The sequence below is a fragment of the Beijerinckia sp. 28-YEA-48 genome (assembly GCF_900104955.1).
Lineage (GTDB): Bacteria > Pseudomonadota > Alphaproteobacteria > Rhizobiales > Beijerinckiaceae > Terripilifer.
In genome coordinates, this window is the sequence record NZ_FNSI01000001.1 from 3290633 (window position 1) to 3315426 (window position 24794).

A 24794-nucleotide genomic window follows, 5' to 3' on the forward strand; every position below is an offset into this window, starting at 1 on the left:
CAGATGAATATCAAGTCCGTCACTCTTCTCGGCGTGGTCACCGCACTCTGCGTGGTCGGCAGCTGGGCCGCACTGCGCACCGCGCCGCAAGGCATCGCCTCCGACCGGCGCACCGAGCCCGTGTTCCCGCAACTGCTCACCGAGGCCAACAATGTCGCGGCCATCACCATCCGCGACAGCGACAAACCGTTCACCGTCGAACGGCGCGACAATGGCTTCTTCGACAAGGCATCGGGTTATCCGACGAAGCCGGAGGCCTTCCGCGACATCGTCGCCGGCATGATCAGCCTCGCCTATGAGGAAGGCAAAACCGCCGATCCGCAACGCTATGCCGACCTCGGCCTCGCCGATGCCGGCCAGGCGGAAAAATCTGGCCGCCAGGTGACCTTGCTTGACAGCAAAGGTGCGACGCTTGCCGACATCATCATCGGCAATCGTGACATGACCGTGGGTGGCGCGCGTGGTGGCACCTTTGTGCGCTTCCCCAAGGAACCGCAAACCTGGCTGGTGCGCGGCGAAGTGCGCGTGCCTGTCCCCAACACCGCCTGGTTCGAGATCAATCTGATCAATCTCAACAAGGATGCGTTGGCGAAGCTGGAATTGCGCGGCGGTGGCCTCGATGATGTGACCCTGGTGTCCCCGACCAAGGGCGCCGATCTGGCGCTCGCCCCGGCGCCGGTTGGCCGCGACGCCGACAATGGCAAGCTGATGCGCCTTTCCTTCATGGTCGATCCCATCAGCTTCCAGGACGTGCGCAAACCAACGGGCGACGTGAAGCCCGGTGGCCGCACACTCACGGCTTACAGCCACAACGGCTTGAAGCTCACCATGACCAGCGTCGGTGATCTCGCTGACGGTTGGGTGCGTATCGCAGCCGAAGGCACGACGGACGACTCGAAGAAGCAGGCCGAGGACCTGAAACCGAAGCTCGACGGCTTTGAGTTCAAACTGGCGAAGAACGATTCCGACATGCTGGCCTGGGGCATGAAGGACTTCACCCAGGAAGCCAAAGCCGAGCAGAAGCCGCCACAAAACGACGAGCCCAAGCCAAACTGACGGCCTGCTGAAGAGCCCAGAGAACACCAACATGCGAGGCGCGGTTTTCCGCGCCTCTTTTTTCAACCCAGGTCTGCATGTTCAGCGCGGTCTTGACCTGTCTTTGTGCCTCGCCCACAGTCGCGGCCAACAAGAGCAAGATCGAAACGGAGGAAACATGTCCAAGCCGAAAGTCTTCATTCATGCGCCGCGCGAGGAGCCGGAGGATTTTCTCGGTCGTCTCTCCACGGCCGGCTATGACGTCGCGTTCGGCGACAAGGCCTGGCAATTGCCGCGCGGCGACCATGAGCAGGATTTTGTGAACGCGGCGCGCGACGCCGTGGCGCTGATGGGCACATCGATCCGCCACACACCGATTTCGCGGCGTGTCATGGAAGCCTCGCAACGGCTGCGTATCGTCGCCAAATATACGGTGGGTGTCGATGACGTCGATACGGACGCCGCCACCGATCTTGGCATTCTGGTTTGCCATGCGCCGACCGAAGCCAATTGTTTCGGCGTTGCCGAAACGACTGTGATGATGATCCTGGCCAGCCTGAAAAAGGCGATGGAGCGCGATGCAGCCGTGCGTGCCGGCCTTTGGCGCGAGCCGCATCTGGGCACGACCTTTCTCGGCGCGCGTGCCGATGGCTATGCCGGCATCACCATCGGCCTTGTCGGCCTGGGGCGCATCGCGACGCGCGTGGCGCAACTGCTGGCGCCCTGGCGCGTGCGGCTCATCGCCTATGATCCCTATATTCCGCCGGCCGACTTCCTGCTCGCCAATGCCAAAAGCGTCAGCTACGAGACCTTGCTAAAGGAAGCCGACGTCGTCTCCTTCCATGTGGTGCTGACCAAGGAAACCCGCTTCATGCTGCGCGATGAGCAGATTTCGCTGATGAAGCCAAATGCCATCGTGGTCAATACGGCGCGCGGCAAAGTGATCGAGGAAGCCGCCGTCGCCCGTGCCATCGCCGAGGGACGCCTGCAAGGCGCTGCCATCGATGCTTTCGAGGAAGAGCCCCTGCCGAAGGATTCGCCGCTGCGCCAGCTCGGCACCAAAGTGCTGCTCTCGCCGCACGCCGCCTCCTTCAACGACGACGGCGAACTGCGCCCCGGCATGCAATGGGCTTTACGTTCGGTGTTGACGGCCCTTTCCGGCGGAATCCCCGACAATGTCTACAACAAAGAGGTCATTCCGCGCTGGAAGGAACGTTTCGGCGGCGCCAGTGTCACCGGCTGATGCTCAAGAAAAAGGCCCGATGCAAACCGGGCCTTTTGTCTTTCTCTATCCGCACCGTTACTGCGGCTCGATCTTCGCCGCCTTCACGACGACACCCCAGCGGGTCATTTCATCGCGCACGAACTGGGCCATCTCCTTCGGCGTCGAGGTACGCACCTCGATCATCTGTGCCGCCAGTTTGGCGATCACGTCGGGCTCGTTGATCGCAGCCGCCGTCTGCTTGTAGATTTCATCGAGTATAGCCGGCGGCGTGCTGGGCGGTGCGATCAGCGCGTTCCAGGCGCTGGCTTCGACCCCGTCGATGCCAGCTTCCGCGAAGGTCGGCACGTTGGGCAAGAATTTTGAGCGCTTCGGCTCGGTGACGGCGAGGATTTTCATCTTGCCGTCGCTGGCGAGCGGCACGACCGAGACCGCCGGCAAAACCGTCATCTGCACGTCGTTCTGCATCACCGCCTGGGCCGCCTGGGGCGAACCGCCGAACACCACGTGAACGACCTCGGTGCCGCTCTTGGCCGCGATCAGCTCCATCGCCAGATGCGACAGCGAGCCCCGGCCGATCGAAGCATAGTTATATTTACCCGGATTCTTCTTCAGCAGCGCAATCAACTCGCCAACCGTGTTGACGCCAAGTTCGTTGGAAACGGCGAGCACGCTCGGCTGCGAGGTCAGCATGGTGACCGGTGCGATATCCTTGAACGGATCATAGGGCATGGATTTCATCAGCACCGTGTTCATACCCATCGGGCCAAACAGGCTGATGCCTATGGTCATGCCGTCACCTGGCGCCCGGGCCACCACATCGGTGCCGGTATTGCCGCTGGCGCCGGGCCGGTTCTCGATGATGAAGGGTTTGCCCGTGCGCTGCTGCAGCTTTTCGCCGACGATGCGGGCGATAATATCGGGGGAGGCTCCGGCAGCGAAAGGCACGATGAATTTCACCGTGCCGGAGGGCCAGGCTTCCGTCTGAGCCGACAGGCTCGACGGCGCAACAAGCGCCAGCAGAGCGGCGAAGGGTACGGCAATCGATCGCATAAGGTTCCTCTCCCAGCGGTTTCATCACGAGTTTCCTCGCGAGCGTCATCCCCTGCCCTACGCCTACCATAGCCTCCGTCAATGCGCCAAAGGGCGGAGTTCTGGACGCCGCGCGCGGCAGGCGGTAGGGCTTGAGCGGAACAAACAACGAAAATGGATATGGGGTGGAGATGACGACAAACCAGGTCTATGACTACATCATCGTCGGCGCCGGATCGGCCGGCTGCGTGCTGGCCAATCGGCTGTCAGCCGACCCGGCGGTCTCAGTCTTGCTGCTCGAAGCGGGACCAGCCGACCGGCATCCGCTCATCCATATCCCGCTCGGCATGGGCAAAATGCACGAGCATACGATGTTCGACTGGGGCTATCACACCGAGCCCGAACCGCAGCTCAATGGCCGACGCATCGAGGCCATGCGCGGCAAGGTTTTGGGCGGCTCGTCTTCCATCAATGTCATGGCCTATACGCGGGGACATCGCGGCGACTACGACCGCTGGTCGCGCAATGGCGCGAGCGGCTGGTCCTATGCCGAATGCCTGCCCTATTTCAAACGCAGCGAGACCTGGCAGGGCGGCACCAATCCCTGGCGCGGCGGCGACGGCCCGCTCGGTACGGAATATGCGCGCACGCGCGATCCGCTTTTTGAGGCGTGGATCGATGCGGCAAAGCAAAGAGGCCTGCCCTTCACCGAGGATTACAACGGCGCCGAAGGCGAAGGCATCGGCCGTAGCCAATATACCATTCGCAATGGACGACGCTCTTCGACCTCGAACGCCTATCTCAAGCCGGCACGTGGCCGCCGCAATCTGAAGGTCGAAACCCATGCGCTGACGACGCGCATCCTCATGGATGGCACGTGGGCGCGGGGCATCGAATATGTCAACAACGGCATGACCGTGCAGGCGCAAGCTGGCCGCGAGGTCATTCTCAGCGCCGGCACCTTCAACTCGCCCCAGCTCCTGATGCTATCAGGCATCGGGCCGGCCGCGCATCTGGCCACGCTCGGCATCAAGCCGGTGGTCGACCTGCCCGTCGGCCAAAACCTGCAAGACCACCTGGCGGTGATGATCTCATACACCCGGCCGCAAAACCCCTCGCCGTTCCGCGACACCATGCGGTTCGACCGCATCGCCATCGCCATGGTGCAGGCCTATCTCACCGGCACCGGTGCCGGCACCGTGGTGCCGGGTGGCCTGCATGCCTTCTTCAAGACAAGACCCGAGCTTGACGTGCCAGACATCGAATTCATGTTCCGGGGCCTGCCAGGCGATGCCGACATCTGGTTTCCGGGCCTCAAGAAACCTTATCTCGATGGCTATGGCGTCCGTCCCTGCCTGCTGCATCCCGAAAGCCGTGGCGAAGTGACGTTGCGCAGCACCGATCCTGCCGACACTCCCCGCATTTTCTATAATTTCTTCTCGGCGCCGAATGATCTACCACGCCTGCGCAACGGCTTTAAGCTGGCCCGCGAAGTCGCTTCCCAGCAGGCGCTGGAGCCTTACCGTGGCGAAGAGGATTCGCCCGGCCCGAAGGTGCAAAGCGACGACGAGATCGACGCCTTCATCCGGCGCGCGGCGCTCACCGCTCACCACCCCGCCGGCACCTGCAAAATGGGTACGGGCACCGATTGCGTGCTCGACCCGCAGATGCGCGTGCGTGGCATCGAGGGGCTGCGGGTCGTCGATGCCTCCGCCATGCCGGATATGGTCGGCGCGCATATCAATGCCTGCGTCATCATGATGGCCGACAAGGCCTCCGACATGATCAGAGGCGCTGAGCCGCTGCCGCCGTCGAACGCCTGAAGGCCTGCGAACAAGTTGACGGTGTGCGAAATCACACGTCTCATCTGTTAGGCTGGGTCTAGCATCAAGACCCAGCCTAATAACAAGGTGAGACGCTGATGATTTCGCAGCTCGTACCTTTATCTTTGCCGTTTTCCACGTCTTCGTCCCCCTCGCGCCGATTGCTTCGCCCAGACCTTGGGCATCGGCGATATTTGGGTCTGGCCCTCGCGCTCTTCAGCGCCCTCGCGGTGGCGCCCACGTTGGCGCAGACTGAGGATGAAGCCGCGAAAGCGGCTGCCGCCACCGCCTGCGATACCGGCGCGACATCGCCACTCGATCCGCAAGGCAAGGCGCCGCCCAGCTACATTTTCGATATGAACCCAACGTTCAATACGAACGTGACCGGCGATCTGATTGCCGCCTGCCGCACCGCGGCCCTGGCCTTTCCCGACGAGCAACGGTTCGCCATCCAGCTTGCCCGCGCCATGTATCTTGATTTCAAAAACACTGAGACGATCCTTCCGACCGTGCGGCGTTTCGCCGAGAACGGTCATATCGAAGCACAGCATCTGCTCTGGCGGATGAGCAGCGGCAAGATCGATCCGCTGCGCAACCCCACTGAAGCCAACCACATGCTCAATCTTCTGCGCAATGCCGCCGAAGCCGGCCACGCCGAGGCATTGCTCGATATCTACAACCTGCGGCGCGATGGCGGCTTGCTGAAACGCGATGATAGCGAAGCGCTGCGCTGGGCCGACCGCATGGCCAACCTGCCCACCCAAGGCCCTGGCGGCGACTGGGCTCATAAAGCCGAGTTCGAAGCCATGGGCCCGTGGCGCGACGCTGCGCCTCACCTCCCCCGCCACATCGGCTGAAGAGAAAGCCAAGGCTTTTGCCTTTCTGAAAGAACAATATGAAGCCGGCAATCGCCAGGTGTTCCTCCCCTATGTGACGGCGCTGCGTACCGGTACCGGTACGCAGAAACAGCCCGAAGCCGCGCGCGCCCTTTTGGAAAAGGCCGCAAACGATGACGCCTTCGCGCGCCTGCAACTGGCGCGCATGCTGGTGAACGGCGAAGGCGGCCCGCGCGACCTCGCCCGCGGATTGGCTTTGCTCGACGATAAATCGCTGCAGAACATGGCCGATCGCCCGCGCATCATGGCCGATCTGTTTCTCAACAATGAGATCGTCGGGCGCGATCCGCGGCGAGCCATCGCCGCTTTTCAGAGCACACGCCTCGGCATCGACGATTCAATCCGGCTCGCGGGCCTGCTGACCGACTATCAAGCTAAAGTCGACAAGGCGGCTTTGGTGCAAAGGCTTTCGCTTGCCGCCACAGTCGGCGAGCCCGGTGCCGGCATGGCCCTTGCCAAATTGAAACTGTCGCGCAACACAGATTTTCGCGACGAAGCCGGTGCGCGCGACATCCTGGCACTCATGACCCGCGACGGCGATCCGGCGACACAAGTTCTGCTGGCGCGCGCCCATTTCTCCAATCTGGATTCGACAAGCCTCACAGCTCTGGCCCCTGGTCCGCTGCACGAAGCGCAGATCCGCAAGATCATTGCCGATGGTGTTGCTGCCGGACAGGCGGATGCCTTGCTGTTGCAAGGCCAATTGACGCGCAAAGGCGTGCTCTATCCGCAAGATGACGAGGCAGCGACCAGGCTGATCGTCAAAGCCGCCGAACTCGGCAATGTCGAGGCGATGCTGGCGGCGGGACGGGCCTATGCCGATGGCCTCGGCATAGCGAAAAATCCGCGCGAGCGCCTGCGCTTCTGGCGCAAGGCGGCGGAGCAAGGATCGATCGAGGCGAAAGAAAATCTCGCCAGCGCCTTCACCTTCGATTTCGGCGCGCGGCTGATGACGCTCAGCGAAGGCATTTCCTATCCGGTCGCGCTTTATGGCGACGGTGCCGGTCGACGCTATGGCGACCAGAGCAATTTCGGCGGTTTCTCTCTGGCCAACACCCAGATTTCCACGCTGTTCGCCGGCGGGCGTATCACTGATTTTCCCCGCAAGGCCATCGCCGCTGCCGTCATCGACGGTTTGCAAATGGCGCCGGCTGGGACAACCGAAGACAAGCTGGTTGCCCTCAGCAAGGCGATGCCGCAGGACGTGCGCGCCGAGATCGAGAAAGTGCTCAAGGCGGAAGGTAAATTCGCCGGCGAGCCGAACGGTTATTTCGGTCCGGACGCGCGCACCGGTCTGCGTATGCAGATCGAGGCGCGCGGACCCTGGCGGCAAGCTGCGGTTCAGGCTGCGGTGCCGACGGCCAACCCGACAGCGACACAGCCGAATGCCCCACCTCAACCGCAGATTTCGCGCGCCGTCGTCGACAGCGTGCGCGAGAAGGCGCTCCAGCGCTCGCAGACGATCAAGACCGATGCCGACCGGCTCGCGGCGCTGCGCATGTTCAACGCGCTGGCCCGCCTCGGTGATTTGCACGCGCGCTGGCTGATGATGAGCAATTACCATCAATCGAGCCTGGTGCGGCAGGTGGTGTCGCCGGAAGAACTGACGCGCTACAGCCTCGACATCCTGGTGGTGAAGCCGGACGAGGCGCCGAAGGCGAGTTTCGAATTCATCTTCGACCTGACGACCCTCTACAAACAGGATCGCGGCAAGACCTTCGGCCCCGCCTTCCTAGCAGCCGTGCGCGACGATCCCCGCCTTCAGGATCTGTCGATGCTCACGGAAATCAGCAAGCACATGATGTTTGCACCGGGCGCCTGCGATGCGGTTCTGGCGGCAGCGAAGCTGCAAAAGATCGGCGGCCTGGATGGCGAGGGCTGTTCGGAGCCATCGCTCGACGCCATCGTCGCTTACGCTAAAAAAGCTGGCCCCGCCAATGTGGAGAGCAAAGCCCGGGCGCAAGCCGCTATCGATGTCACCAAGCTGGCGCAATAGAGCCGCAAGGCTTATCGCGTCTTGGCTGAACCATCGTAAGAAATGCGATAGATGACACCGTTGAGGTCGTCGGAAACGAGCAGCGCGCCATCCGGCATCGGCAACACGCCGACCAGCCGAGCGAGATGTTCATCACGCTTTTCATCGAGCAGACCGGTCATGAACGGGCGCACGCTGGCCTTGCCCGCGCTATCCAACTGAACGACGGCGAGATCGGAGCCGAATTTGCGTGAGCGGTTCCAAGAGCCGTGACGGGCGATGAAAGCCGCATTCTTGTATTCGGCCGGGAACATCGTGCCCGTGTACCATTTGATGCCGAGGGACGCGGAATGCGGCCCGGTCGTCACCGCCGGCAGGATCACATCGGCGCAAGGATCGGGCTTGCGGAATTGCGGATCGGCAATGCCATTCGCGTGGCAATAGGGAAAGCCGAAGTTAGCGCCTTCCCTGCCGCGCGGCAGGCGATTGAATTCATCTTCCGGAATGTCGTCTCCCATATTGTCGCGGCCGTTGTCGGTGAACCAAAGTTCGCCGGTGACCGGATGCCAATCGAAGCCGACCGAATTGCGAATACCGTGCGCGATAACCTCCATACGACCGCTGTCGAGGTCGTAGCGGCGGATATTTCCATAAACATTCGGGTCGACTTCGCAGACATTGCAGGGTGCACCAACCGCGATATAGAGCTTGCCATCGGGCCCGAACCCCATATAGCGCCAGCCATGATGACGTTCCGAGGGCAGATTAAACTGCTGGGAGATATCCACCCGCTGCGCGCCATCGAGCCGCGCCTCGATATCGTCGAAGCGATAAACGCGGTTGATCGCGGCAACGTAGAGCGCTCCGTCTTTCATGGCGAGCCCGTTGGGGCTGGTGAGAGCTTGCGCAATGGTGCGCACTCGTCGCACGCCATTCTCAGAAGTGATCGCATAAACGCGACCAGCACCGGTGGTGCCGACAAAGACCGTGCCTTTGGGGCCGAGCAGCAACGTGCGGGCGCCCGACAGACCCGCCTGCCAGACCTCGACCTTGAACCCTGGCGGCAGCTTGAAACGATCGATCGGCGGCTTCGCTTGCGCCCACGCTCCATCGCTGTGCCACGCGGTCACGAAAAGCGCCATCATGGCGCATATGGCGAAGACGAGCCTTCGCGACGGATGCCGACCGACGGCAGCGCGTTTTTCAGGGAACATGACGAGGCCTCGATCGTTGCATCGCGACGATCTTAACGCCCCAAGGCAACGCGACAATCACGCCACTGATCAAATTTACGATAGGGAATCTACAAGAGGTTCAGGCGAAACGATCAGGGGATTTGCCCCGTTGTTTTGGCTCGGCCGCGCGACGCCCCCCTTGCAGATCTTCAAAATGCCCCAGGGAACCGGACAATTCCCGGGCGCTTTCAATCACCGCGCGTATGGCTTGTTTTTCCCACGCTTGATCCAGGCGCGCGGAGGGACCGAACACGCCGATCGAGCCGATGACACAATGGTTGTGATCGAAATAAGGCGCCGCAATCGCGATGGCGCCGGCGAAAACCTCGCCACGACTGATCGCATAGCCTTGCGCGCGAATGAGATCGAGGCTCGATGACACGGTCTTACGTGCGCCAGTCTTCGGCACTCCTTTCAGGGCCTCCTCGACAGCATCCGGCTTCATGAACGCCATAATGGCCTTGCCGCTGGCGCCACTTGAAATCGGTTGCGACTCCCCCATGCCCCAGGAAATTCTGAGAATGTGTGGCGCGGCCATTTCAAGCACGCACAGACGCTGATCGCCGCGCAACATGAACAAGGCCGCGGTCTCATTCGTCTTGGCACGTAGATCCTCAACGATTGATCGACCTATGACGATCGGGTCGATCCCGGCCGTCCAATTGTGAGCCAACCGTCCAACACCATAGTCGAGCGAGAAACGCTGCGGCTCGCCGAATGCGCGGATCATGCCTTTTTGCGCGAGCGTATGCAGCAATCGATACAGCGTCGGCCGGCTGAGCGGCACCCGCTGCTGAATTTCAAGCACGCTCATCGCGGCTTTTTCCGGCGTGAAACATTGCAGAATTTCGATGGCGCGATCGACGGCGCGCACGCCTTGCATATTTCCATCGCCTGCATCACGCGCCACGCGCCCCTCCATCTGTCTTCTCACCGATCAAAATCATCCTATGTCCGTAGTACGGACATGTCGACCGAAATTTGACGGACTAACGCCGGCTCGCTAGCTTAGAATGGATATTATGTCCATGTGATGGACATAACTCGACGACAAGACGAAACGGGAGGGGATGATGTTGATCGACCGACGCAAGGCTCTCGCCGCTCTAACCTGTACGGCGGCCGCCGCGATTTCCTATCCGGCACTGTCGCAAGACAGCCGCGAAATTTACAATTTCGTCAGCGCCTTTCCGCCCGGCAGCGGTGCGGACGTACTGGTGCGCTTCTGGTCGCAAAAGCTCATGCCGATCGTTCCGGGGCCGATCGTGGTGGTCAATAAGCCCGGCGCCATGGGCTTTCTCGCCGCCGAATATACGGCGCGCTCCAAGCCCGACGGCCACACCATCTTCGTGCACGCCGGCACCAGCATCGCCGGCAATATGCACGTGTTCAAAAACCCGCCCTTTGATGTCACCAAGGACCTCAAGGTCGCGGCCACGCTCAGCCGCCATTCCTACATCCTCGTCGTCGGCAAGAGCGCGCCTTATAAAAATCTACAGGACCTGACGACGGTCGTGCGCCCCAAGGGCGATAAAGCGACCTATGGCACGTCCAACACGTCCTCTTTCCTGATCGGCGAACTCTACAAGCAGAAGGCCGATCTCAAGGTCGTCAATGTCAATTATCGAACCTCCGCCGATTTGATCAACGACCTCAATAGCGGCGCGCTCGACTTCGCCATCGTCGATTCCATCGCTGCCCTCGGTGTCGCCCGGCAGGGCAACTGGCGACTGCTCGCCATAGGCTCAGGCACCCGCATGGCCTCGACACCCGATCTACCGACCTTTGCGGAGAGCGGATATCCTGGCATCGACATCGTCTCCTGGTGGGGAGCCCTGGTGCCCACCAGCACGCCGCAGCCGATCGTCGACACAATGAGGGGCTGGTTCAACACGGCGGTACAATCGCCCGATACGGCTGAATTCCTCAAGGCAACGGGCAATGATGTCTATTCCGCTTCGCCACAGGAGGCGGCTGGCCTCCTCGCCGCCACAGCCAATCAGTGGAAGGACTTTGTCGAAATTGCCAAAATCGAAAAGATCTAAAGCGGCGAGCGGACGCGATAATGGAAGACAACAAAGGCGAGGCCATGCGTAACAGCGCCCACTGGGTTCTTGAAGATCGCGACACCGATCAGTTCCTTATCAACCGTCAGGTGTTCGTGTCCGAAGAGATCCTGCAGAAGGAATGGGAGGTCATCTTCCGCACCTGCTGGATCTACATCGGCCATGCCGCGGAAATCCGAAACCCTGGCGACTTCCGTACGCGTAAAGTGGCGGGCCGGCCGATGATCTTTTGCCGCGACAAGGAGGGCGCGGTGCGCGCCATGCTCAATGTCTGCCCGCATCGCGGCGCATTGGTCTGTCGCGAGCGGGAGGGCAATGCGCGCGGCTTCTTCTGCATGTATCACGGCTGGACTTTCCAGACCGACGGCAGCCTGCGCTCAGGCCCGGGCCTTGATGCCTACGGGCCGAAGTTCGACAAAGGAGCGCATGGCCTGACGCAGGCGCCCCGGCTTGAGCAGTATCGCGACTTCTACTTCATCAATCTCGATCCGAACGCGATCCCGCTCACCGACTATCTTGCCGACGCCAAGGACTATATCGATCTCGTCGTCGACCAATCACCAAGCGGCCAGATGGAGATCGTCACGGGCACGCAGGAATATGACATCAAGGCGAATTGGAAGCTTCTGGTCGAGAATTCGGTCGATGATTATCACATCATCACCACCCACTCGACCTGGATCAATTACATGAGCAATTCCGGCGTCGACATGCGCCGACCGAAAGGCTCTCTCTTGCCATCGCTGGGCGCCGGCAAGAACCTCGGCAATGGCCATCTGACGACGGACAATCCCAATTATCGCGGCCGGCCAGTGGCGCGCTGGATTTCCGTCTATGGCGAGGACGCCAAGGAAGACATCGCTAACATCCGCGCCGAACTGGTGACGCGCCTCGGCGAGGAGCGGGCGGCGCGCGTCGCCGATACCAATCGCAATCTGGTGATCTTCCCCAATCTCGTCATCAATGACGGTTCATCAGTGACGGTCCGCAATTTCACGCCGGTTTCGCCGGGGCAAATGAAAGTGACCTCCTGGGCGCTGGGACCGGTGGAGGAAACGCAGGCGCAGCGCGCCCGCCGCCTGCACGCCTTTCTCACCTTCTACGGCCCCGGCGGTTTCGCCACGCCCGACGACGTGGCGGCGCTGGAGGCAGCCCAAGAAGGCTACTCGGCCTGGCGCGAAGCGCCATGGAACGATCTGTCGCGCGGCATGTACAAAAGCGAGGACGATCAGCTTGACACGGATGAAGGCCATATCCGCACGTTCTGGCGGCGCTGGAAGGAACTGATGGAGGCGTCGGTATGATTGCGTTGCGCACCGAGGTCGAGGACTTCCTGTTTCGTGAGGCGGATCTGCTCGACCGCTGGCAGCTCGACGACTGGCTGAAGCTCTTGACCGACGATGCCGCCTATTTCGTGCCCCCCAACGATAAGCCGGATGGCGATCACAACACCACTTTGTTCATTGTCGCCGATGATGCCGTGCGGCTGCGCGAACGCATCATCCGCTTGAAGGACCCAAGCTGCCATTCGGAATGGCCGCCATCACGCACGCGGCGGATCATCGGCAATGTGAAAGCCCAGGAGGAGAATGGCGAGATCCAGGTGCGGGCCAATTTCATTCTCAACCGGCACCGGCGCGGCGGCGACATCCGCACCTTCAGCGGCGAATATCGCTATCGGCTGCGGCGCGAAAATGGAGCCCTCAAGATCGCCGAGCGGCGCGTCGTTCTCGATGCCGAGGAACTCGGCCATATGGGCTCGGTCAGCTTCCTGCTGTAACGGGAAAAACCGGCGCAGCCTCGCCCAAGCCCTGGCGTTTGGCGGAGACGAGCAGGAACATCGGCCGGTCGAGCTCTTCCTGTAAGTCCGGCTGCGCCTCGATCTGCTCAGCCGTCGGCGCGAATTCCTCGACGCGCGCGATGGAAAAGCCAGCGCCGATCAGAAGATTGAGCGTCGTGGCGACAGTGCGATGATATTTCAATACGCCTTTGGCGAGCCAATCGGTGGTGCGCGGTCCTTCCACGGAATAACGATCGAGCGGCCAGATGCGCCGCCCCTCGGCATCTTTCGCCCAGCCTTGCCTGGTTGGCGCCATGAAGATCGGATGTTCAGTCGAAAAGACGAAACGACCGCCGGGAACAAGCGCCTGGTGCACGGTGGCGAACAGACGCCTTGCATCTTCCAGATAGTGCAGAGCCAGAGACGAATAGGCGAGATCGAAGGCTTCGGACGGCAAAGCGAGCTGTTCGAGATCGGCACGCTCGTAGACAATGGCGGCGCCGCTAGACATTTCCCGCGCCCGCGCCAACATTTTCTCCGACAGATCGAGACCCAGCACATGTGCCGCACCTTGCGCTTGCGCCCAGCGGCAGAACCAGCCGTAGCCGCAGCCGAGATCGACGATGCGCAGACCTTTCACCGGCGGCAGCATGGCGCGCAAGATCGGCCATTCAGGCGCAGCTTCGAGGCCGCCTGTCGAACGGGCAAGATGGCTATAGCCTTCAAAGAAGTCCGATTGATCGTAGATGTTCTGCACCATGTTCGTGCCGTTATGGTTTCCCAGTCTCAGGTTTGTCATCGGGCATGATCCGATCGCTGCCCGTCGAGGAGATTTCCGATTGCGGGATGTCGGTGGTGCGCCGGTCGTCACCGGGCAATTTACAATCGCCGGCGATCGGACAGGCCTGAGGTAAAGGCTGCGGCGTCTGCGCCTCGATCAGCGGCAGAGAATTCGAACTCAGATATCCATATTGCCAATAGGTCACCGCCACCACGCCGAGGCCGATGGCGACCGCAACCGGCACCCGCAGCCAGAGCGAGGCCAGGAAATGTCCTGTCGGATCGGGCTTTGGATCAGGAGCCTGAGTCATCACGATACCTATTGCTCTGCACACTGTTGGTATCGACCGACCGCCGCAGCATGTCAAAAGTCGAATTTCGCATGTATCGGCACGCATTCTATGCTCTCCTTGGGCGCTCAAAGAGCGTGGGGAGGACGTTCCATGATTCAAGGTGTGCAAAAACTTGTTTGGGCCGGGCTAGCCATCGGCCTCGCCGCGGTTCCAACGGCCCACGCCCAATCCTGGCCAAGTCATCAGATCACCTTCATCGTCCCCTTCGCGCCCGGCGGCGGCACCGATGCTTTCGCCCGGCCCCTCGCCGCTCAGCTCGACGCACAGTTGGGACAACGGGTGATTATCGAGAACCGCGCCGGTGCCGGCGGCACTGTCGGCGCCTCGGCAGCAGCGAAAGCCTCGCCTGACGGCTATACGTTTTTTATCGGCGCCGCCCATCACGCCATCGCCCCAGCGCTGTATCCAAAGCTCGACTACGACATCGAGAAAGACCTGATCCCTGTCGGCCTGGTCTCGCAACCGCCGCAGGTGGTGGTCGTCAATCCGGGCCGGGTTTCCGCCAAGACCTTGCAGGAACTCATCGACTATGCCCGCACCAATCCCGACAAGATGAACTATGCCTCGGCCGGTGGCGGCACGACCCATCATCTCGCCGGCGAATTGTTCAAGGCCTTGACCAAGACGCGCATCACCCATGTGCCCTATCGCGGCGCGGGGCCCGCCATGCAGGATCTCGTCGCTGGCCATATCGAACTGGAGTTCGACGGGCTCGGCTCATCGGCCCCGCATATCGCCTCCGGCGCTTTGCGCGCCCTGGCGGTTGCCTCCGCGCAGCGCTCGCCAGCATTCCCTGATGTGCCGACGGCGGCCGAAGCGGGCGTGCCCGGCTATGAGGTCTCGACCTGGTACGGCATGTTCGCACCCAAGGGCACGCCGCCCGATGTCCTCATCCATATGACGAAGGAACTACGCACGGCCTTCGGCAATCCCATGATCAAGGATGCCTGGGCCCGCAACGGCTCCGACATCCCCAATCTTTATGGCGCCGACTTCGGCACTTTCGTCAGCTCCGAAGTCAAACGCTGGGGCAAAGTGGTGCAGGACGCCGGCATCAAACTCGACTGAAGCCTCCACGACTTGCTGAAAACCGGCGGCCTTGCAGCCGCCGGCTTTGTTTTGTCTTGGTATCGCTATGCCAAACCAGCCTTGACGCGATCGGGCGTGAACGGCGCATGGCGCAGCCGCTTGCCGGTGAGCGTGAAGATGGCGTTGGAGATCGCCGGGATAGTGCCGGAGATCGACAATTCGCCCACCGGCAGCGGAATGTCGCCGCTGCGGATGATCTCCACCTGCATCTGCGGCACATCGGACATGCGGATCAATTCGTAGTCGTGGAAGTTTTGCTGCTCCACGGCGCCATCCTTGATCGTGACGCGCTCCTTCAGCGCGCTGCCCAGTGCATAGAGCAACGAGCCCTCGATTTGCGCCACCACATTCAGCGGCTGCACCGGCAAGCCGACATCGACGGCACACCACAGCTGATGCACCTTCACGATGCCTGACTTGGCATCGACGGAGACTTCCGCCACGGTGCCGGCCACCGAAAAGCCGATCGGCGGCAGACCCAGTTTGGCGAAAGCGATGCCGAGCGCGCGGCCCTCGCGCTTGCGTTTCCAATCGGCCATTTCAGCGACGCGCTCGATGACCTTTTTGGCGCGCGGATCTTTCAACACCGCCAGGCGATATTCAACCGGATCCTTGCCCGCGCTTTGGGCCAGTTCGTCGATCACGGCTTCGATGGCGAAGTTGTTGTGCCCCGAGCCGATGCCGCGCCAGGCGGCAGTGCGGATGCCGCGCTCCTCATAGATATGCTCGGCGGTCATCGCCGGAATATCATAATGCGGCATTTCCGAACCGGCCATGACGATATGATCAACGCCCTTCTGCGCCTCCATACGCGCTGGGCCGTAGAGATAAGGCACCACCGTGTCGGCGGCGATGCGATGACGCCAGCCGGTGATTTTGCCTGTCGCATCGAGCGCCACCTCGATCTTCTGCGCCGTCATCGGGCGCAGACGACCGGAGGCAACATCATCCTCACGGCTCAACAGCATTTTCACTGGCTTGCCGACGGCTTTCGATAGCAATACGGCATCGACCGCATATTCGACGAAGGCACGGCGACCGAACCCACCGCCCATGGTCATCAGGTGGAATTTTACTTTGTCCGGCGTGACGCCAGCGGCCTTCGCCGCGTCGTCGCGTGCTCGTGTCGGCCATTGCGTGCCGCACCAGACCTCAACACCATCGGCGGTGACGGAAGCCGTGCTCGTGTGCGGCTCCATCTGCGCGTGATAGACATAGTCGGTCATATATTCGCTGGAATGGACCTTCGCAGCACTGGCGAAAGCCGCATTGGCGTCCCCCACCGAACGGCCAATCACCCCTTGCGTCTTGGCATCGCGCACATGCTCCAGACCCGCCTGCATGGCCGCGGCGGAATCGGTCTTCGATCCCGGCGCGTCGCGCCATTGCGCCTTCAGCTTGTTGCGGGCGGCAAACACCGCCTCCACCGTCGAGCCGATGATGCCGACACCATGGTCAAGCGAGATGGCATCGACAATGCCTGGCACCGCTTTCAACTCGTCCCGGTTGAACGACGTCGGGCCGGAACCGCGCACGGGGGCACGCGCAATCGTGCCATAGAGCAGACCGGGCACGCGCACGTCGATGGCATAGGCCATACGGCCGGTCGACTTCGCTTCCACATCGCGGCGCGGCACATCCTTGCCGATGAGGCGGAAATTGGCGACGGGTTTGAGCTGCTCCGGCTTGATCTCGGGCAGCTTTTCCGGCGGCTTGGCGCTGGCAGCAATCTCGCCATAGGAGAGTTTGCGCCCGCTCGCCGCATGGACGACCGTGCTGGGCTCGGTGGTCAACTCGCTCGCCGGCACATTGAGGCGTGCCGCCGCCGCATCGATCAACACCTGGCGCGCCTGCGCGCCAGCCGTGCGCGCCGCCATCCAATAGCCGCGCAAAGTGGTGCTGCCGACGACCATCTGCGTGCGCAGGATCGGGTGATTGTAAACCTCCGCCACTGGCGCGGTTTCGATCACCACTTTCGACCAATCAGCATCCAACTCCTCGGCAAAGATCAGTGGCAGCGCGGTGCTGACGCCCTGGCCCATTTCAATCGCCGGCGAAACAATGGTGACCGTGCCGTCGGCCGCGATGCGGACGAACGCATTGAGCGTGGTGGGGCCGGTCTGAGCGGTCGCCTGCTGGGGCGCGAGGTTGAAGGCAAAGCCGAAGGACAGGCCGGCGGCGCCAGCGAGAACACCACGGCGAGAGACGTTGAGATTGCCATTTAATTTGTCGTGCATGGCTCAGCCCTCCCGCGAAGCGCGTTCGACGGCGCTGATGATGCGCGAATAGGTGCCGCAGCGACAGAGATTGCCGTCCATATGTTCGACGATCTGTTGACGCGTCGGCTTTGGCGTTTTGGCGAGCAAGGCGGCCGCCTGCATGATCTGTCCCGACTGACAGTAGCCACATTGCGGCGTCTGTTCAGCGATCCACGCCTTCTGCATGGCATGCAAGCCGTTGGCCGAAAGACCTTCGATGGTCGTCACCTTCTTGCCTGTGAGTTGCGACACCTGCGTCTGGCACGAGCGCACGGCCTCGCCATCGACATGCACCGTGCAGGCCCCGCAAAGCCCGGCGCCGCAGCCGAATTTCGTCCCCGTCAGTCCGATATGTTCGCGCACGACCCACAACAGGGGCGTGTCGGGCTGCGCGTCGACTTTCGTCGATTGTCCATTGATGGATAGGTCGTAAGTTGCCATCGAGTCCCCCTCCGAGAATGGCTCATCTTTCATTAGAACTATTCCCGATAACACCAACCAAGCGGATTGTGCAGTGGGATGATTACGGACCTTCGATCTCCCATCACCTGAATGCGCGATGCAAAAAATTGCGGCCGCCCTTGAGGACGACCGCAACTTCATTTCTTGTATCGATCAAGCGGCAACCGAAACGGACAGCGCATTCCAACGTTGCAGCGCTGTGCCCTCGCACCAAGAACTGCCTAGTCCGTTGAGACTCCTGAGAGGCCGAACGTTAGGCGATGCGTGCCTTGGGCGCGGCGGTGAGGCTAGGGATGCGCAGCGCATAAGCGCCATTGCCAAGCAGCGCCTGTACGCCGAGCAGAACGGTCCACAGAACCGGGAATTCCCAGCCGCCACCGTTGTTGGAGAACACCCAGCCATTGGACACATGCACCAGGGTGGCGCCAATCATCAGCGGCACCAGCGCCAGCGCGATCCAGCGCGTGAAGACGCCGCTGATCAGCAACAGGCCGCCGCCAAGCTCGCCGAGAATCGTCAGATAAGCGAAAGCAGCCGGATAGCCGAGGCTCTGGAAAAAGCCGACGGTGCCCGGAATAGTGAAGACGAAGACCTTCATCAGGCCATGGGCGAGAAACAGGACGCCAAGGCTGACGCGCAAGACGAAAGCACCGAGTTCGGCGGATTGGTTGTTTTGAGCGGTGTTCATGATCGAAATCCCCTGAGCAGCCCGAAAAGGGCAGCCGTTGAGGGCAAAGTAATTAATCTCCTTTCTGGGATAAATTAGCTTCCACCTGAAATATTGTTTGATAATCTCGAACAATGGATTATCTCACCAGCCTCAGATGTTTCGTCGCTGTCGCTGAAAGCGGTAGTTTTACAACAGCTTCCGAACAGCTTGCGATGTCCCGCGCCATGGCCAGCAAGCATGTCATGGACCTCGAAGCCCATCTCGGTCTACGCCTGCTCAACCGCACCACTCGGTCTGTCAGCCTGACCGACGCGGGCGGTTCTTATTTCGAGCGTGGCAAGGACATTCTGGCGGCGCTCGAAGAAGCCGAGCGCGAAGTGACGAGCCAGGCGGCGGAGCCGGTTGGGCGGCTGCGCATCTCGGCGCCCCTCTCCTTCGGCATCACCCATGTTTCGCCTTTGGTTGCGGCCTTCGCCAAGGCCAATCCGCGCATCGCCATCGATCTCACCCTCAACGATCGTTTCGTCGATCTGGTGGACGAAGGCTTCGATGTCGCCATCCGTATCGGCCGGCTGACCGACAGTTCAATGATCGCGAGGCGGCTGGCCGTCACGCGCAGCATGATCTGTGCCTCGCCTGATTATCTGGCGCGGCGTGGGCGACCGCTCGTGCCGGCGGATCTGCTAGACCATGAGTGCCTGCACTATGCTTATGCTTCGGGCGGAAATGTCTGGAGTTTCCAGGGGCCGCAGGGCGAGGAAACGCGGCGCGTGCCCGGGCGCATCGCCTGCAACAATGGTGACGCACTGGGCCGCTTAGCGGCAGCGGGCGCAGGCATCGCCATCGGCCCCGATTTCATCATGGCGCCGTTGGTGGCCTCCGGCGCCGTCGAGGAAATCCTGCACGACTACGCCCAGTCTGAACTCGGCATTTATATCGTGCATCCGAGCCAGCGGCACATGCCGCTGAAGCTGCGCGCCTTCATCGATTTCATGGTCGCGAACATGAAGCTCGCGACCATGTAACGATATGGCTTACTTCGCCGTGGCCAAGGCCGGCTGCGCCTTGCGGATCGGCTCCATGACCTCATTGGCGTAGATCGTCATGTTCTTGACGGCCAGGTCATGGGGAAGCGTCGCGAACTGCAGCATGGTCAGCAGCTTGCCGAACCCGATCTCCTTCTGGAAATGCAGGATCTTGTCGCGCACGGTGGCGGCGCTGCCGCACAGGAACATGCCGCTTTCCATTACCGCCTCAAGCGATTTATTGCCGCTTTGCATCTGCGCCTTGGCGCGCATCACGCCCTGCATGGATTGCAGCGAGAGATAGCCCGGCGGCAGCAGCATTTCCGGCGGCATACGCAGGAATTTTTGATAGAAAGCCTCCGCGTGCGGACGCGCTTCACGCATGGCGATCTCGTCGGTTTCCGCGACATAGCAAGGCACGGACCAGCCAAGGTGATCGGAGGTTGCCTGCCAACCCTGGCGCTCGGCCGAGTCGCGATATTGCTGCATATATTTGGCCAGCGCCGTGACGGGCGAGAAGGTCTGCAGATAAGTATAACGCCGACTCGGATGCGCCGCCCATTCGATCGTCTCAGTCGAGCCCTGCGAGGGAATCCAGACCGGCGGATGCGGCGTCTGATAAGGCCGCGGCCACAGGTTCACATAGTTGAAGTTGTAGTGCTTGCCCTCGAAAGCGAACGGGCCGGTCTTGGTCCAGGCCTGGATGATCAGATCGTGGGCTTCGTGGAAGCGCTCGTGCGACAAGGCCGGATTGACGTTCCAGGAAAAATATTCCGCGCCGATGCCCCGCACGAAGCCGGCGATGAAGCGGCCACCGGTGATGTTGTCGATGATCGAAAACTCTTCGGCGATCGTCACCGGATTGTTGACCAGCGGCAGAGCGCGGCCAAGCAGCGCGATCTTCACGTTCTTGGTGCGCCGCGCCAGCGCGCCGGCGAGAACGCCCGGCTGCGGCATCAGACCATAGGCATTGGAATGATGCTCGTTGACGCAGATGCCGTCGAAGCCGAGCGGCTCGGCCATTTCGAGTTCGTCAAGATAGCGGTTGTAAAGCAGATGGCCCTTGCGCGGATCGTAATAGCTGTTGGGCAAGGTCACCCAAGCCGACTGGTATTTGTCCGAGGCCGACAGATCGAGATCGGCATAAGGCATCAGATGAAAGAGAAAGAACTGCATCATGCCTCTCCTGCGAACTGGCGGATAGCGGCGACAAACTCTGGTGATTTTTCCGAATGCGGCAGATGTCCGCAGTCGTCGAAAATCTGCACCTTCGCGCCCTTGATGGCGTCACGGAAGCGCTCGGCATAGGCGACGGGCAGCAACGCATCCTGCCGGCCCCACAGCACCAGGGTGGGCAGATCGAGCCGGTGAATCCATTTCTCAAGATCGGGATTATAGAGGCGCGGGTTCCAGGCGAGCCGCGCCGTGGTGACGCGATTGCGCACAGCGATGTCGCTCTCCTCAGGGCTGAGCGGCGCGGCGAGAATACGCTCGGCAAGGCTTTGGTCGTGGAACAGATTGCGGGTGAGATCGTCCTGCGACCACAAGAACAGATCGGCCGGCGGCACGCCCTTGACGCGCAGGCCGGCTGAGGCGACGAGCACGAGCTTGCGCAACCGGCTCTGGTCGCGCACGGCGATCTCCGAAGCGATCCAGCCGCCCATCGAGGTGCCGACGAGGGTGACGTCGGTCAGATCGAGCTGTTTCATGAAGCTCAGATAGAAATTGGCCAAGTCGCCGACATTGTCGAGCCAATCGGGCATGTCGGAACGACCGTAGCCAGGATGTTCGGGAACGATCACCTCGAAGGACTTTGCCAGCTCGGCCATGAACGGCGCCCAGCGGCTGGCGCCATTGGCGCCATGCAGAAACAGCAGCGGCGCGCCGGAGCCAGCCCGCATGACGCTGGTCTTGCAGCCCTCCACGGTCTCGAAATAGGTCTTCGGTTCACTCATCAACTCTTCTCCCTAATTCTACCGAAGGACTTGCGCCGCTCGCGGCGTGAAAGCGCCACTCATGGAATGACGCCTCAGCGGCCCTGCCTTCGTTTTGATTCCTGAGAGTTCTCTGCGCGAAGAATGATGCGGCCTCATCGCAACCGCCGATCGATCTTCTTGGTTCCCCTCAGAGCTTCCCATTTTCAAAGCCGGTACCGAACCTGCTTAAGAAACCTGCTGCTCAAAAAGGAGCCACTTGCACGAAATCTCTCCCAACCATAACCTTTCAGAATATCGCATTTTTATTTCCATCTGGAAAAAGGAAGTCAAGCTCAATTGCTCGATATCCTGGTAGATTCGCGAACAGCACGAGAATTGATCGGCCATTTCGTTTCCGTATGGAATCATTTTATCGCCCACTTTGAGCCCACTCATTCCACACAGCGTAGGCATCAGCCCCACGATTGAAGAGGACCGCAAGTTGACCGCCAAGAAGCAAGAGCTGCCTACCGATTTTGATGTCCGGCAATATGTGCCCTATCTGATCAACCGTGCCACGAACGGGTTGATGGACCGGTTCACGGACGGGCTTAAGCCACACAACCTGTCGCTTGGAATGTGGCGCATTCTCGCCTTGCTTTACGGGCAGTCGCCTCTGCGGTTCAGCGCTCTTGTCACGCTCAGTTCAATGGAACCGTCATCGGCATCTCGATTCATCAATGAACTCCTTAAACGCGGCTTTATCGTGAAAAAGAAATCCAAAACCGATGCGCGCGGTGTGGTTCTTTCAATTACACGAACCGGCCAACAGATAGTGCGATCGCTTTTGCCACGCGTCGCGGTGATGGAGCAGGATACCCTCGCGGGTTTCTCGGAGGACGAAGTCTACCTGGCACGGCGGCTACTACAGCGCATTTGCGACAACATCGCGCCGTTGGTCGAGTATCCGGAGTAAACGGCGTTTACATGATCTCTATGTTGGCCAGCTTCACATATTCGCCCCATGCTTGAATATCCTTCACCAACAGCTCATGGGCGGACGCATGATTGCCAGGAAAAGGATCGCAACCGATATCCGCGACAAATTTCGCATGCTCCTGGCTCGACACCGCGTCATTGAATGCCGCCTCTAGTTTGCTTTTGATGTCAGCTGGCGTGCCTTTTGGCACAGCAACCGACCACCAAGCGATCAGATCGGAATTCGCGATGCCAGCTTGCGCCGCGCTCGGTATATTCGGCAGAGCTTGAAACGGATCTTTTGCCGATGTCGCCAAGGCCCTGACTCTCCCACTTTTGAGATGAGCCAAGATCGTCACTGGGTCGAGATGGGTGAAACCGATATTGCCGGCCCATAGATCGTTGAGCATGCCCAACGGGTCTTTGTATTTGACCTCGACAGTCTTCAATCCCGCCGCCGCTTTATATAACTCGCTTGCCACCAAGCCTGTGTTTGCCGCCGATCCATAAGATCCTTTGTCGCCCTGCTCTCTCAAATGCGCGGTCAAATCCGCGACCGACTTGAACGGACTGTCTCCCGCGACAATCAACACGAAAGGCAACTTCATCAGTGTGGTGATCTGATCCAGGTCATTGACGGGATCGAACGGCAGCTTCCGGAACAATGCCGCCGCTGCCGCGAGTTGCGATGATGCGGCCATGATACCGATCGTATAGCCGTCCGGCTTGGCTCGCGCGACGGCTTCGGTCGCGATATTGCCAAACGCACCTGGTCGGTTCTCCACGATGATCGTCTTGCCAATCCGCTCCTGAAGCAGTTTGGCATAGAACCTGACGATGACATCCGCTCCGTTCCCCGGCGGAAACGGACAGATGCTGCGGATCTCCCGCGTCGGCCAGGCGGCTTGTGAATTCGCTGAAGAAGATGCGACACCAATAGCCGCAGCGGCGCCACCCGCGACGAACTGTCTGCGAGAAATCATAGGCTTCCTCCCTTTATTATTTCAACGACCCGGTCTACGCCTCATCGCTCTTTTGTGTGCGCCTACTCCGCTGCCGCTCTTCGTCCGGCTTCCTCTTCATCCAGAAGCCGCTTCAAAACGCGCCGCGCTTGCTGCGCCCCGCGATCGAAGGGCAAATTAACGAGAGTGGCCCGGGCAGGGTCGATATCGATCAGCTTTTGTTGCTTCTCGATAATGACCTTATCTTCCGTGAAAGCTTGCACAATCATGGTCTCGTAGAGAGAATCCACTTTCGGATCGTCAGTCTTCCAGGACCTGGCCGTAGACCAAAAGTAATGCGCAACGTTCTCGCTCTCGGGGGTAAAGCCGTTGAGAACAATATGAACGGGATCTCCGACCGGCATGTCTGAGCCAGCTTCACGCGCCCCAAGGATGACGCGAAGATATGCAGGCGGCAGCCATTCGAATAACTGCCAACGATCGACGCGGCCGTTAAGATTACGCGCGGCGCGATAGATATTGGCCGTGTTGATATTGAACATCAGCCGTTGCGCGAAGACACGATCGCCCTCGACCTTCACCTCCAAGGGAGTCTCGGCGACGTCGCCGCTGGCGAGCGTTGTTTTATGAACATAGTCGACATGAGTGAGGTCGAGGATGTTGTCGACCATCAACTGGTAATTCCCTTCTATCCTGAGATAGCCGGGAACACCCTTCCATCCTTCACGCTTATTCTCGGAAAAATCCGGAATGATCGTCTCATCAGCTTCTCGTTCACCGAGCCAGGCCCATATGAACCCATGCCGCTCGACGGTAGGATAGCTTTCGGCCGCGAAATTTTTCGGAATGGGTAAGTTACCGGGAATATGGGTGCATCTGCCCCGGCGATCGAAGCGGATGCCGTGATAGCCGCACTGCACGTCGTTGCCGGCAACCTCACCGGCAGACAAGGGCGCGAACCGGTGCGGGCAGCGATCGTCGAGCATGCCGACCTGTCCATCCTCACCCCGAAAGATGACAACAGGCTTATCGCAGACTTTCCGGGCCAGCGGCTTGCCGTCTGAAAGCTCGAAGTCATGAGCGACGATGTACCAGTGGTTTCTCAGATAATAGCTTCTGGCCACGAATGTCCTCCCATTGGCAGGGGACGTGCTTATCAAGAAGCGACGCCCTCGCTGGCAGCACAGACTGCCGAGCTTTCTTCTTGCTGAATAGTCTTTCCATTTGGAATCAAAAA

General features: G+C 60.6%; 23 protein-coding genes. 11 read left to right on the forward strand and 12 right to left on the reverse strand.

The window, feature by feature from the left end; genetic code table 11:
* Nucleotides 1-3: 3 nt before the first annotated feature.
* Both BLW50_RS15620 and BLW50_RS15625 read left to right on the forward strand, forming a co-directional pair.
* The gene (locus BLW50_RS15620) at nucleotides 4-1056 is read left to right on the forward strand and encodes a DUF4340 domain-containing protein (protein WP_090704193.1); all 1053 of its coding nucleotides are present in this window, start codon (nucleotides 4-6) and stop codon (nucleotides 1054-1056) included.
* A 157-nt stretch (nucleotides 1057-1213) separates the two neighbouring features.
* Nucleotides 1214-2278: an NAD(P)-dependent oxidoreductase gene (locus BLW50_RS15625; RefSeq protein WP_170850176.1), complete on the forward strand. Its 1065-nt coding sequence runs from the start codon at nucleotides 1214-1216 to the stop codon at nucleotides 2276-2278.
* A 57-nt stretch (nucleotides 2279-2335) separates the two neighbouring features.
* Here the strand turns inward: BLW50_RS15625 and BLW50_RS15630 are convergent, their stop codons facing one another.
* Complete coding sequence (locus tag BLW50_RS15630) at nucleotides 2336-3310, reverse strand: Bug family tripartite tricarboxylate transporter substrate binding protein (RefSeq protein WP_090704197.1); 975 nt, start codon at nucleotides 3308-3310, stop codon at nucleotides 2336-2338.
* 170 nt (nucleotides 3311-3480) lie between these two features.
* Here BLW50_RS15630 and BLW50_RS15635 point away from each other — a divergent pair, with 170 nt between their 5' ends.
* The 3 genes from BLW50_RS15635 (at nucleotide 3481) to BLW50_RS31315 (ending at nucleotide 8004) form a co-directional block, all read left to right on the forward strand.
* Entirely contained in the window at nucleotides 3481-5112 is a 1632-nt protein-coding gene (locus BLW50_RS15635; RefSeq protein WP_090704200.1) for a GMC family oxidoreductase, read from the forward strand.
* Between the two features lie 194 nt (nucleotides 5113-5306).
* Nucleotides 5307-5969, forward strand: a complete 663-nt coding sequence (locus BLW50_RS31310; RefSeq protein WP_090704202.1) for an SEL1-like repeat protein — start codon at nucleotides 5307-5309, stop codon at nucleotides 5967-5969.
* 832 nt (nucleotides 5970-6801) lie between these two features.
* Nucleotides 6802-8004, forward strand: a complete 1203-nt coding sequence (locus tag BLW50_RS31315; RefSeq protein ID WP_348272879.1) for an SEL1-like repeat protein — start codon at nucleotides 6802-6804, stop codon at nucleotides 8002-8004.
* Between the two features lie 11 nt (nucleotides 8005-8015).
* Here the strand turns inward: BLW50_RS31315 and BLW50_RS15650 are convergent, their stop codons facing one another.
* Together BLW50_RS15650 and BLW50_RS15655 are read right to left on the reverse strand one after the other, a co-directional pair.
* Nucleotides 8016-9197 (reverse strand): PQQ-dependent sugar dehydrogenase, encoded by a 1182-nt coding sequence (locus BLW50_RS15650; protein WP_170850177.1) that lies wholly within the window; start codon nucleotides 9195-9197, stop codon nucleotides 8016-8018.
* 100 nt (nucleotides 9198-9297) lie between these two features.
* The gene (locus BLW50_RS15655) at nucleotides 9298-10128 is read right to left on the reverse strand and encodes an IclR family transcriptional regulator (RefSeq protein WP_244544266.1); all 831 of its coding nucleotides are present in this window, start codon (nucleotides 10126-10128) and stop codon (nucleotides 9298-9300) included.
* Between the two features lie 163 nt (nucleotides 10129-10291).
* Between BLW50_RS15655 and BLW50_RS15660 the strand changes: the two genes are divergently transcribed.
* Genes BLW50_RS15660 through BLW50_RS15670 form a run of 3 tightly spaced genes read left to right on the forward strand, consistent with a single transcriptional unit; the run spans nucleotide 10292 to nucleotide 13064 of the window.
* The gene (locus tag BLW50_RS15660; RefSeq protein WP_170850178.1) at nucleotides 10292-11263 is read left to right on the forward strand and encodes a Bug family tripartite tricarboxylate transporter substrate binding protein; all 972 of its coding nucleotides are present in this window, start codon (nucleotides 10292-10294) and stop codon (nucleotides 11261-11263) included.
* 20 nt (nucleotides 11264-11283) lie between these two features.
* Entirely contained in the window at nucleotides 11284-12588 is a 1305-nt protein-coding gene (locus tag BLW50_RS15665) for an aromatic ring-hydroxylating oxygenase subunit alpha (protein ID WP_210186086.1), read from the forward strand.
* Nucleotides 12585-13064: an aromatic-ring-hydroxylating dioxygenase subunit beta gene (locus BLW50_RS15670; RefSeq protein WP_090704209.1), complete on the forward strand. Its 480-nt coding sequence runs from the start codon at nucleotides 12585-12587 to the stop codon at nucleotides 13062-13064. The genes BLW50_RS15665 and BLW50_RS15670 overlap by 4 nt, the downstream gene beginning before the upstream one ends.
* On the opposite strand, the gene BLW50_RS15675 is transcribed toward BLW50_RS15670, so the two are convergent.
* Together BLW50_RS15675 and BLW50_RS15680 are read right to left on the reverse strand one after the other, a co-directional pair.
* Nucleotides 13048-13824: a class I SAM-dependent methyltransferase gene (locus tag BLW50_RS15675; protein ID WP_090704211.1), complete on the reverse strand. Its 777-nt coding sequence runs from the start codon at nucleotides 13822-13824 to the stop codon at nucleotides 13048-13050. The genes BLW50_RS15670 and BLW50_RS15675 overlap by 17 nt on opposite strands.
* 10 nt (nucleotides 13825-13834) lie before the next feature.
* Nucleotides 13835-14155: a hypothetical protein gene (locus tag BLW50_RS15680; protein ID WP_090704213.1), complete on the reverse strand. Its 321-nt coding sequence runs from the start codon at nucleotides 14153-14155 to the stop codon at nucleotides 13835-13837.
* Nucleotides 14156-14287: 132 nt separating this feature from the next.
* On the opposite strand from BLW50_RS15680, the gene BLW50_RS15685 reads away from it, so the two are divergent.
* Complete coding sequence (locus tag BLW50_RS15685; protein WP_090704215.1) at nucleotides 14288-15265, forward strand: Bug family tripartite tricarboxylate transporter substrate binding protein; 978 nt, start codon at nucleotides 14288-14290, stop codon at nucleotides 15263-15265.
* A 65-nt stretch (nucleotides 15266-15330) separates the two neighbouring features.
* Here the strand turns inward: BLW50_RS15685 and BLW50_RS15690 are convergent, their stop codons facing one another.
* From BLW50_RS15690 to BLW50_RS15700, 3 genes are all read right to left on the reverse strand, one after another.
* Nucleotides 15331-17523: a xanthine dehydrogenase family protein molybdopterin-binding subunit gene (locus BLW50_RS15690; RefSeq protein WP_090704217.1), complete on the reverse strand. Its 2193-nt coding sequence runs from the start codon at nucleotides 17521-17523 to the stop codon at nucleotides 15331-15333.
* 3 nt (nucleotides 17524-17526) lie between these two features.
* Complete coding sequence (locus tag BLW50_RS15695) at nucleotides 17527-17985, reverse strand: (2Fe-2S)-binding protein (RefSeq protein WP_090704219.1); 459 nt, start codon at nucleotides 17983-17985, stop codon at nucleotides 17527-17529.
* A gap of 274 nt (nucleotides 17986-18259) precedes the next feature.
* Nucleotides 18260-18694, reverse strand: coding sequence for a DoxX family protein (locus tag BLW50_RS15700; protein ID WP_090704221.1), 435 nt, complete (start codon nucleotides 18692-18694; stop codon nucleotides 18260-18262).
* A 113-nt stretch (nucleotides 18695-18807) separates the two neighbouring features.
* On the opposite strand from BLW50_RS15700, the gene BLW50_RS15705 reads away from it, so the two are divergent.
* Nucleotides 18808-19701: a LysR family transcriptional regulator gene (locus tag BLW50_RS15705; protein ID WP_090704224.1), complete on the forward strand. Its 894-nt coding sequence runs from the start codon at nucleotides 18808-18810 to the stop codon at nucleotides 19699-19701.
* A 9-nt stretch (nucleotides 19702-19710) separates the two neighbouring features.
* Here the strand turns inward: BLW50_RS15705 and BLW50_RS15710 are convergent, their stop codons facing one another.
* Together BLW50_RS15710 and BLW50_RS15715 are read right to left on the reverse strand one after the other, a co-directional pair.
* Nucleotides 19711-20877, reverse strand: a complete 1167-nt coding sequence (locus tag BLW50_RS15710; protein WP_090709200.1) for an LLM class flavin-dependent oxidoreductase — start codon at nucleotides 20875-20877, stop codon at nucleotides 19711-19713.
* A complete protein-coding gene (locus BLW50_RS15715; RefSeq protein ID WP_090704226.1) occupies nucleotides 20877-21656 on the reverse strand; it encodes an alpha/beta fold hydrolase in 780 nt (259 codons plus the stop codon). Before BLW50_RS15715 ends, BLW50_RS15710 begins: the two co-directional genes overlap by 1 nt.
* Before the next feature lie 463 nt (nucleotides 21657-22119).
* Here BLW50_RS15715 and BLW50_RS15725 point away from each other — a divergent pair, with 463 nt between their 5' ends.
* Nucleotides 22120-22593 (forward strand): MarR family winged helix-turn-helix transcriptional regulator, encoded by a 474-nt coding sequence (locus BLW50_RS15725; protein WP_139267634.1) that lies wholly within the window; start codon nucleotides 22120-22122, stop codon nucleotides 22591-22593.
* Nucleotides 22594-22600: 7 nt separating this feature from the next.
* Here the strand turns inward: BLW50_RS15725 and BLW50_RS15730 are convergent, their stop codons facing one another.
* Together BLW50_RS15730 and BLW50_RS15735 are read right to left on the reverse strand one after the other, a co-directional pair.
* A complete protein-coding gene (locus BLW50_RS15730) occupies nucleotides 22601-23578 on the reverse strand; it encodes a Bug family tripartite tricarboxylate transporter substrate binding protein (RefSeq protein WP_090704231.1) in 978 nt (325 codons plus the stop codon).
* A 62-nt stretch (nucleotides 23579-23640) separates the two neighbouring features.
* Entirely contained in the window at nucleotides 23641-24681 is a 1041-nt protein-coding gene (locus BLW50_RS15735; RefSeq protein WP_170850179.1) for an aromatic ring-hydroxylating dioxygenase subunit alpha, read from the reverse strand.
* Between the last annotated feature and the right edge of the window lie 113 nt (nucleotides 24682-24794).

Coding starts and splice junctions, on each gene's coding strand:
- BLW50_RS15620 (WP_090704193.1), top strand. CDS start 4: ATGAATATCAAGTCCGTCACTCTTCTCGGCGTGGTCACCGCACTCTGC.
- BLW50_RS15625 (WP_170850176.1), top strand. CDS start 1,214: ATGTCCAAGCCGAAAGTCTTCATTCATGCGCCGCGCGAGGAGCCGGAG.
- BLW50_RS15630 (WP_090704197.1), bottom strand. CDS start 3,310: ATGCGATCGATTGCCGTACCCTTCGCCGCTCTGCTGGCGCTTGTTGCG.
- BLW50_RS15635 (WP_090704200.1), top strand. CDS start 3,481: ATGACGACAAACCAGGTCTATGACTACATCATCGTCGGCGCCGGATCG.
- BLW50_RS31315 (WP_348272879.1), top strand. CDS start 6,802: ATGCTGGCGGCGGGACGGGCCTATGCCGATGGCCTCGGCATAGCGAAA.
- BLW50_RS15650 (WP_170850177.1), bottom strand. CDS start 9,197: ATGTTCCCTGAAAAACGCGCTGCCGTCGGTCGGCATCCGTCGCGAAGG.
- BLW50_RS15660 (WP_170850178.1), top strand. CDS start 10,292: ATGTTGATCGACCGACGCAAGGCTCTCGCCGCTCTAACCTGTACGGCG.
- BLW50_RS15665 (WP_210186086.1), top strand. CDS start 11,284: ATGGAAGACAACAAAGGCGAGGCCATGCGTAACAGCGCCCACTGGGTT.
- BLW50_RS15670 (WP_090704209.1), top strand. CDS start 12,585: ATGATTGCGTTGCGCACCGAGGTCGAGGACTTCCTGTTTCGTGAGGCG.
- BLW50_RS15675 (WP_090704211.1), bottom strand. CDS start 13,824: ATGGTGCAGAACATCTACGATCAATCGGACTTCTTTGAAGGCTATAGC.
- BLW50_RS15680 (WP_090704213.1), bottom strand. CDS start 14,155: ATGACTCAGGCTCCTGATCCAAAGCCCGATCCGACAGGACATTTCCTG.
- BLW50_RS15685 (WP_090704215.1), top strand. CDS start 14,288: ATGATTCAAGGTGTGCAAAAACTTGTTTGGGCCGGGCTAGCCATCGGC.
- BLW50_RS15690 (WP_090704217.1), bottom strand. CDS start 17,523: ATGCACGACAAATTAAATGGCAATCTCAACGTCTCTCGCCGTGGTGTT.
- BLW50_RS15695 (WP_090704219.1), bottom strand. CDS start 17,985: ATGGCAACTTACGACCTATCCATCAATGGACAATCGACGAAAGTCGAC.
- BLW50_RS15700 (WP_090704221.1), bottom strand. CDS start 18,694: ATGAACACCGCTCAAAACAACCAATCCGCCGAACTCGGTGCTTTCGTC.
- BLW50_RS15705 (WP_090704224.1), top strand. CDS start 18,808: ATGGATTATCTCACCAGCCTCAGATGTTTCGTCGCTGTCGCTGAAAGC.
- BLW50_RS15710 (WP_090709200.1), bottom strand. CDS start 20,877: ATGCAGTTCTTTCTCTTTCATCTGATGCCTTATGCCGATCTCGATCTG.
- BLW50_RS15715 (WP_090704226.1), bottom strand. CDS start 21,656: ATGAGTGAACCGAAGACCTATTTCGAGACCGTGGAGGGCTGCAAGACC.
- BLW50_RS15730 (WP_090704231.1), bottom strand. CDS start 23,578: ATGATTTCTCGCAGACAGTTCGTCGCGGGTGGCGCCGCTGCGGCTATT.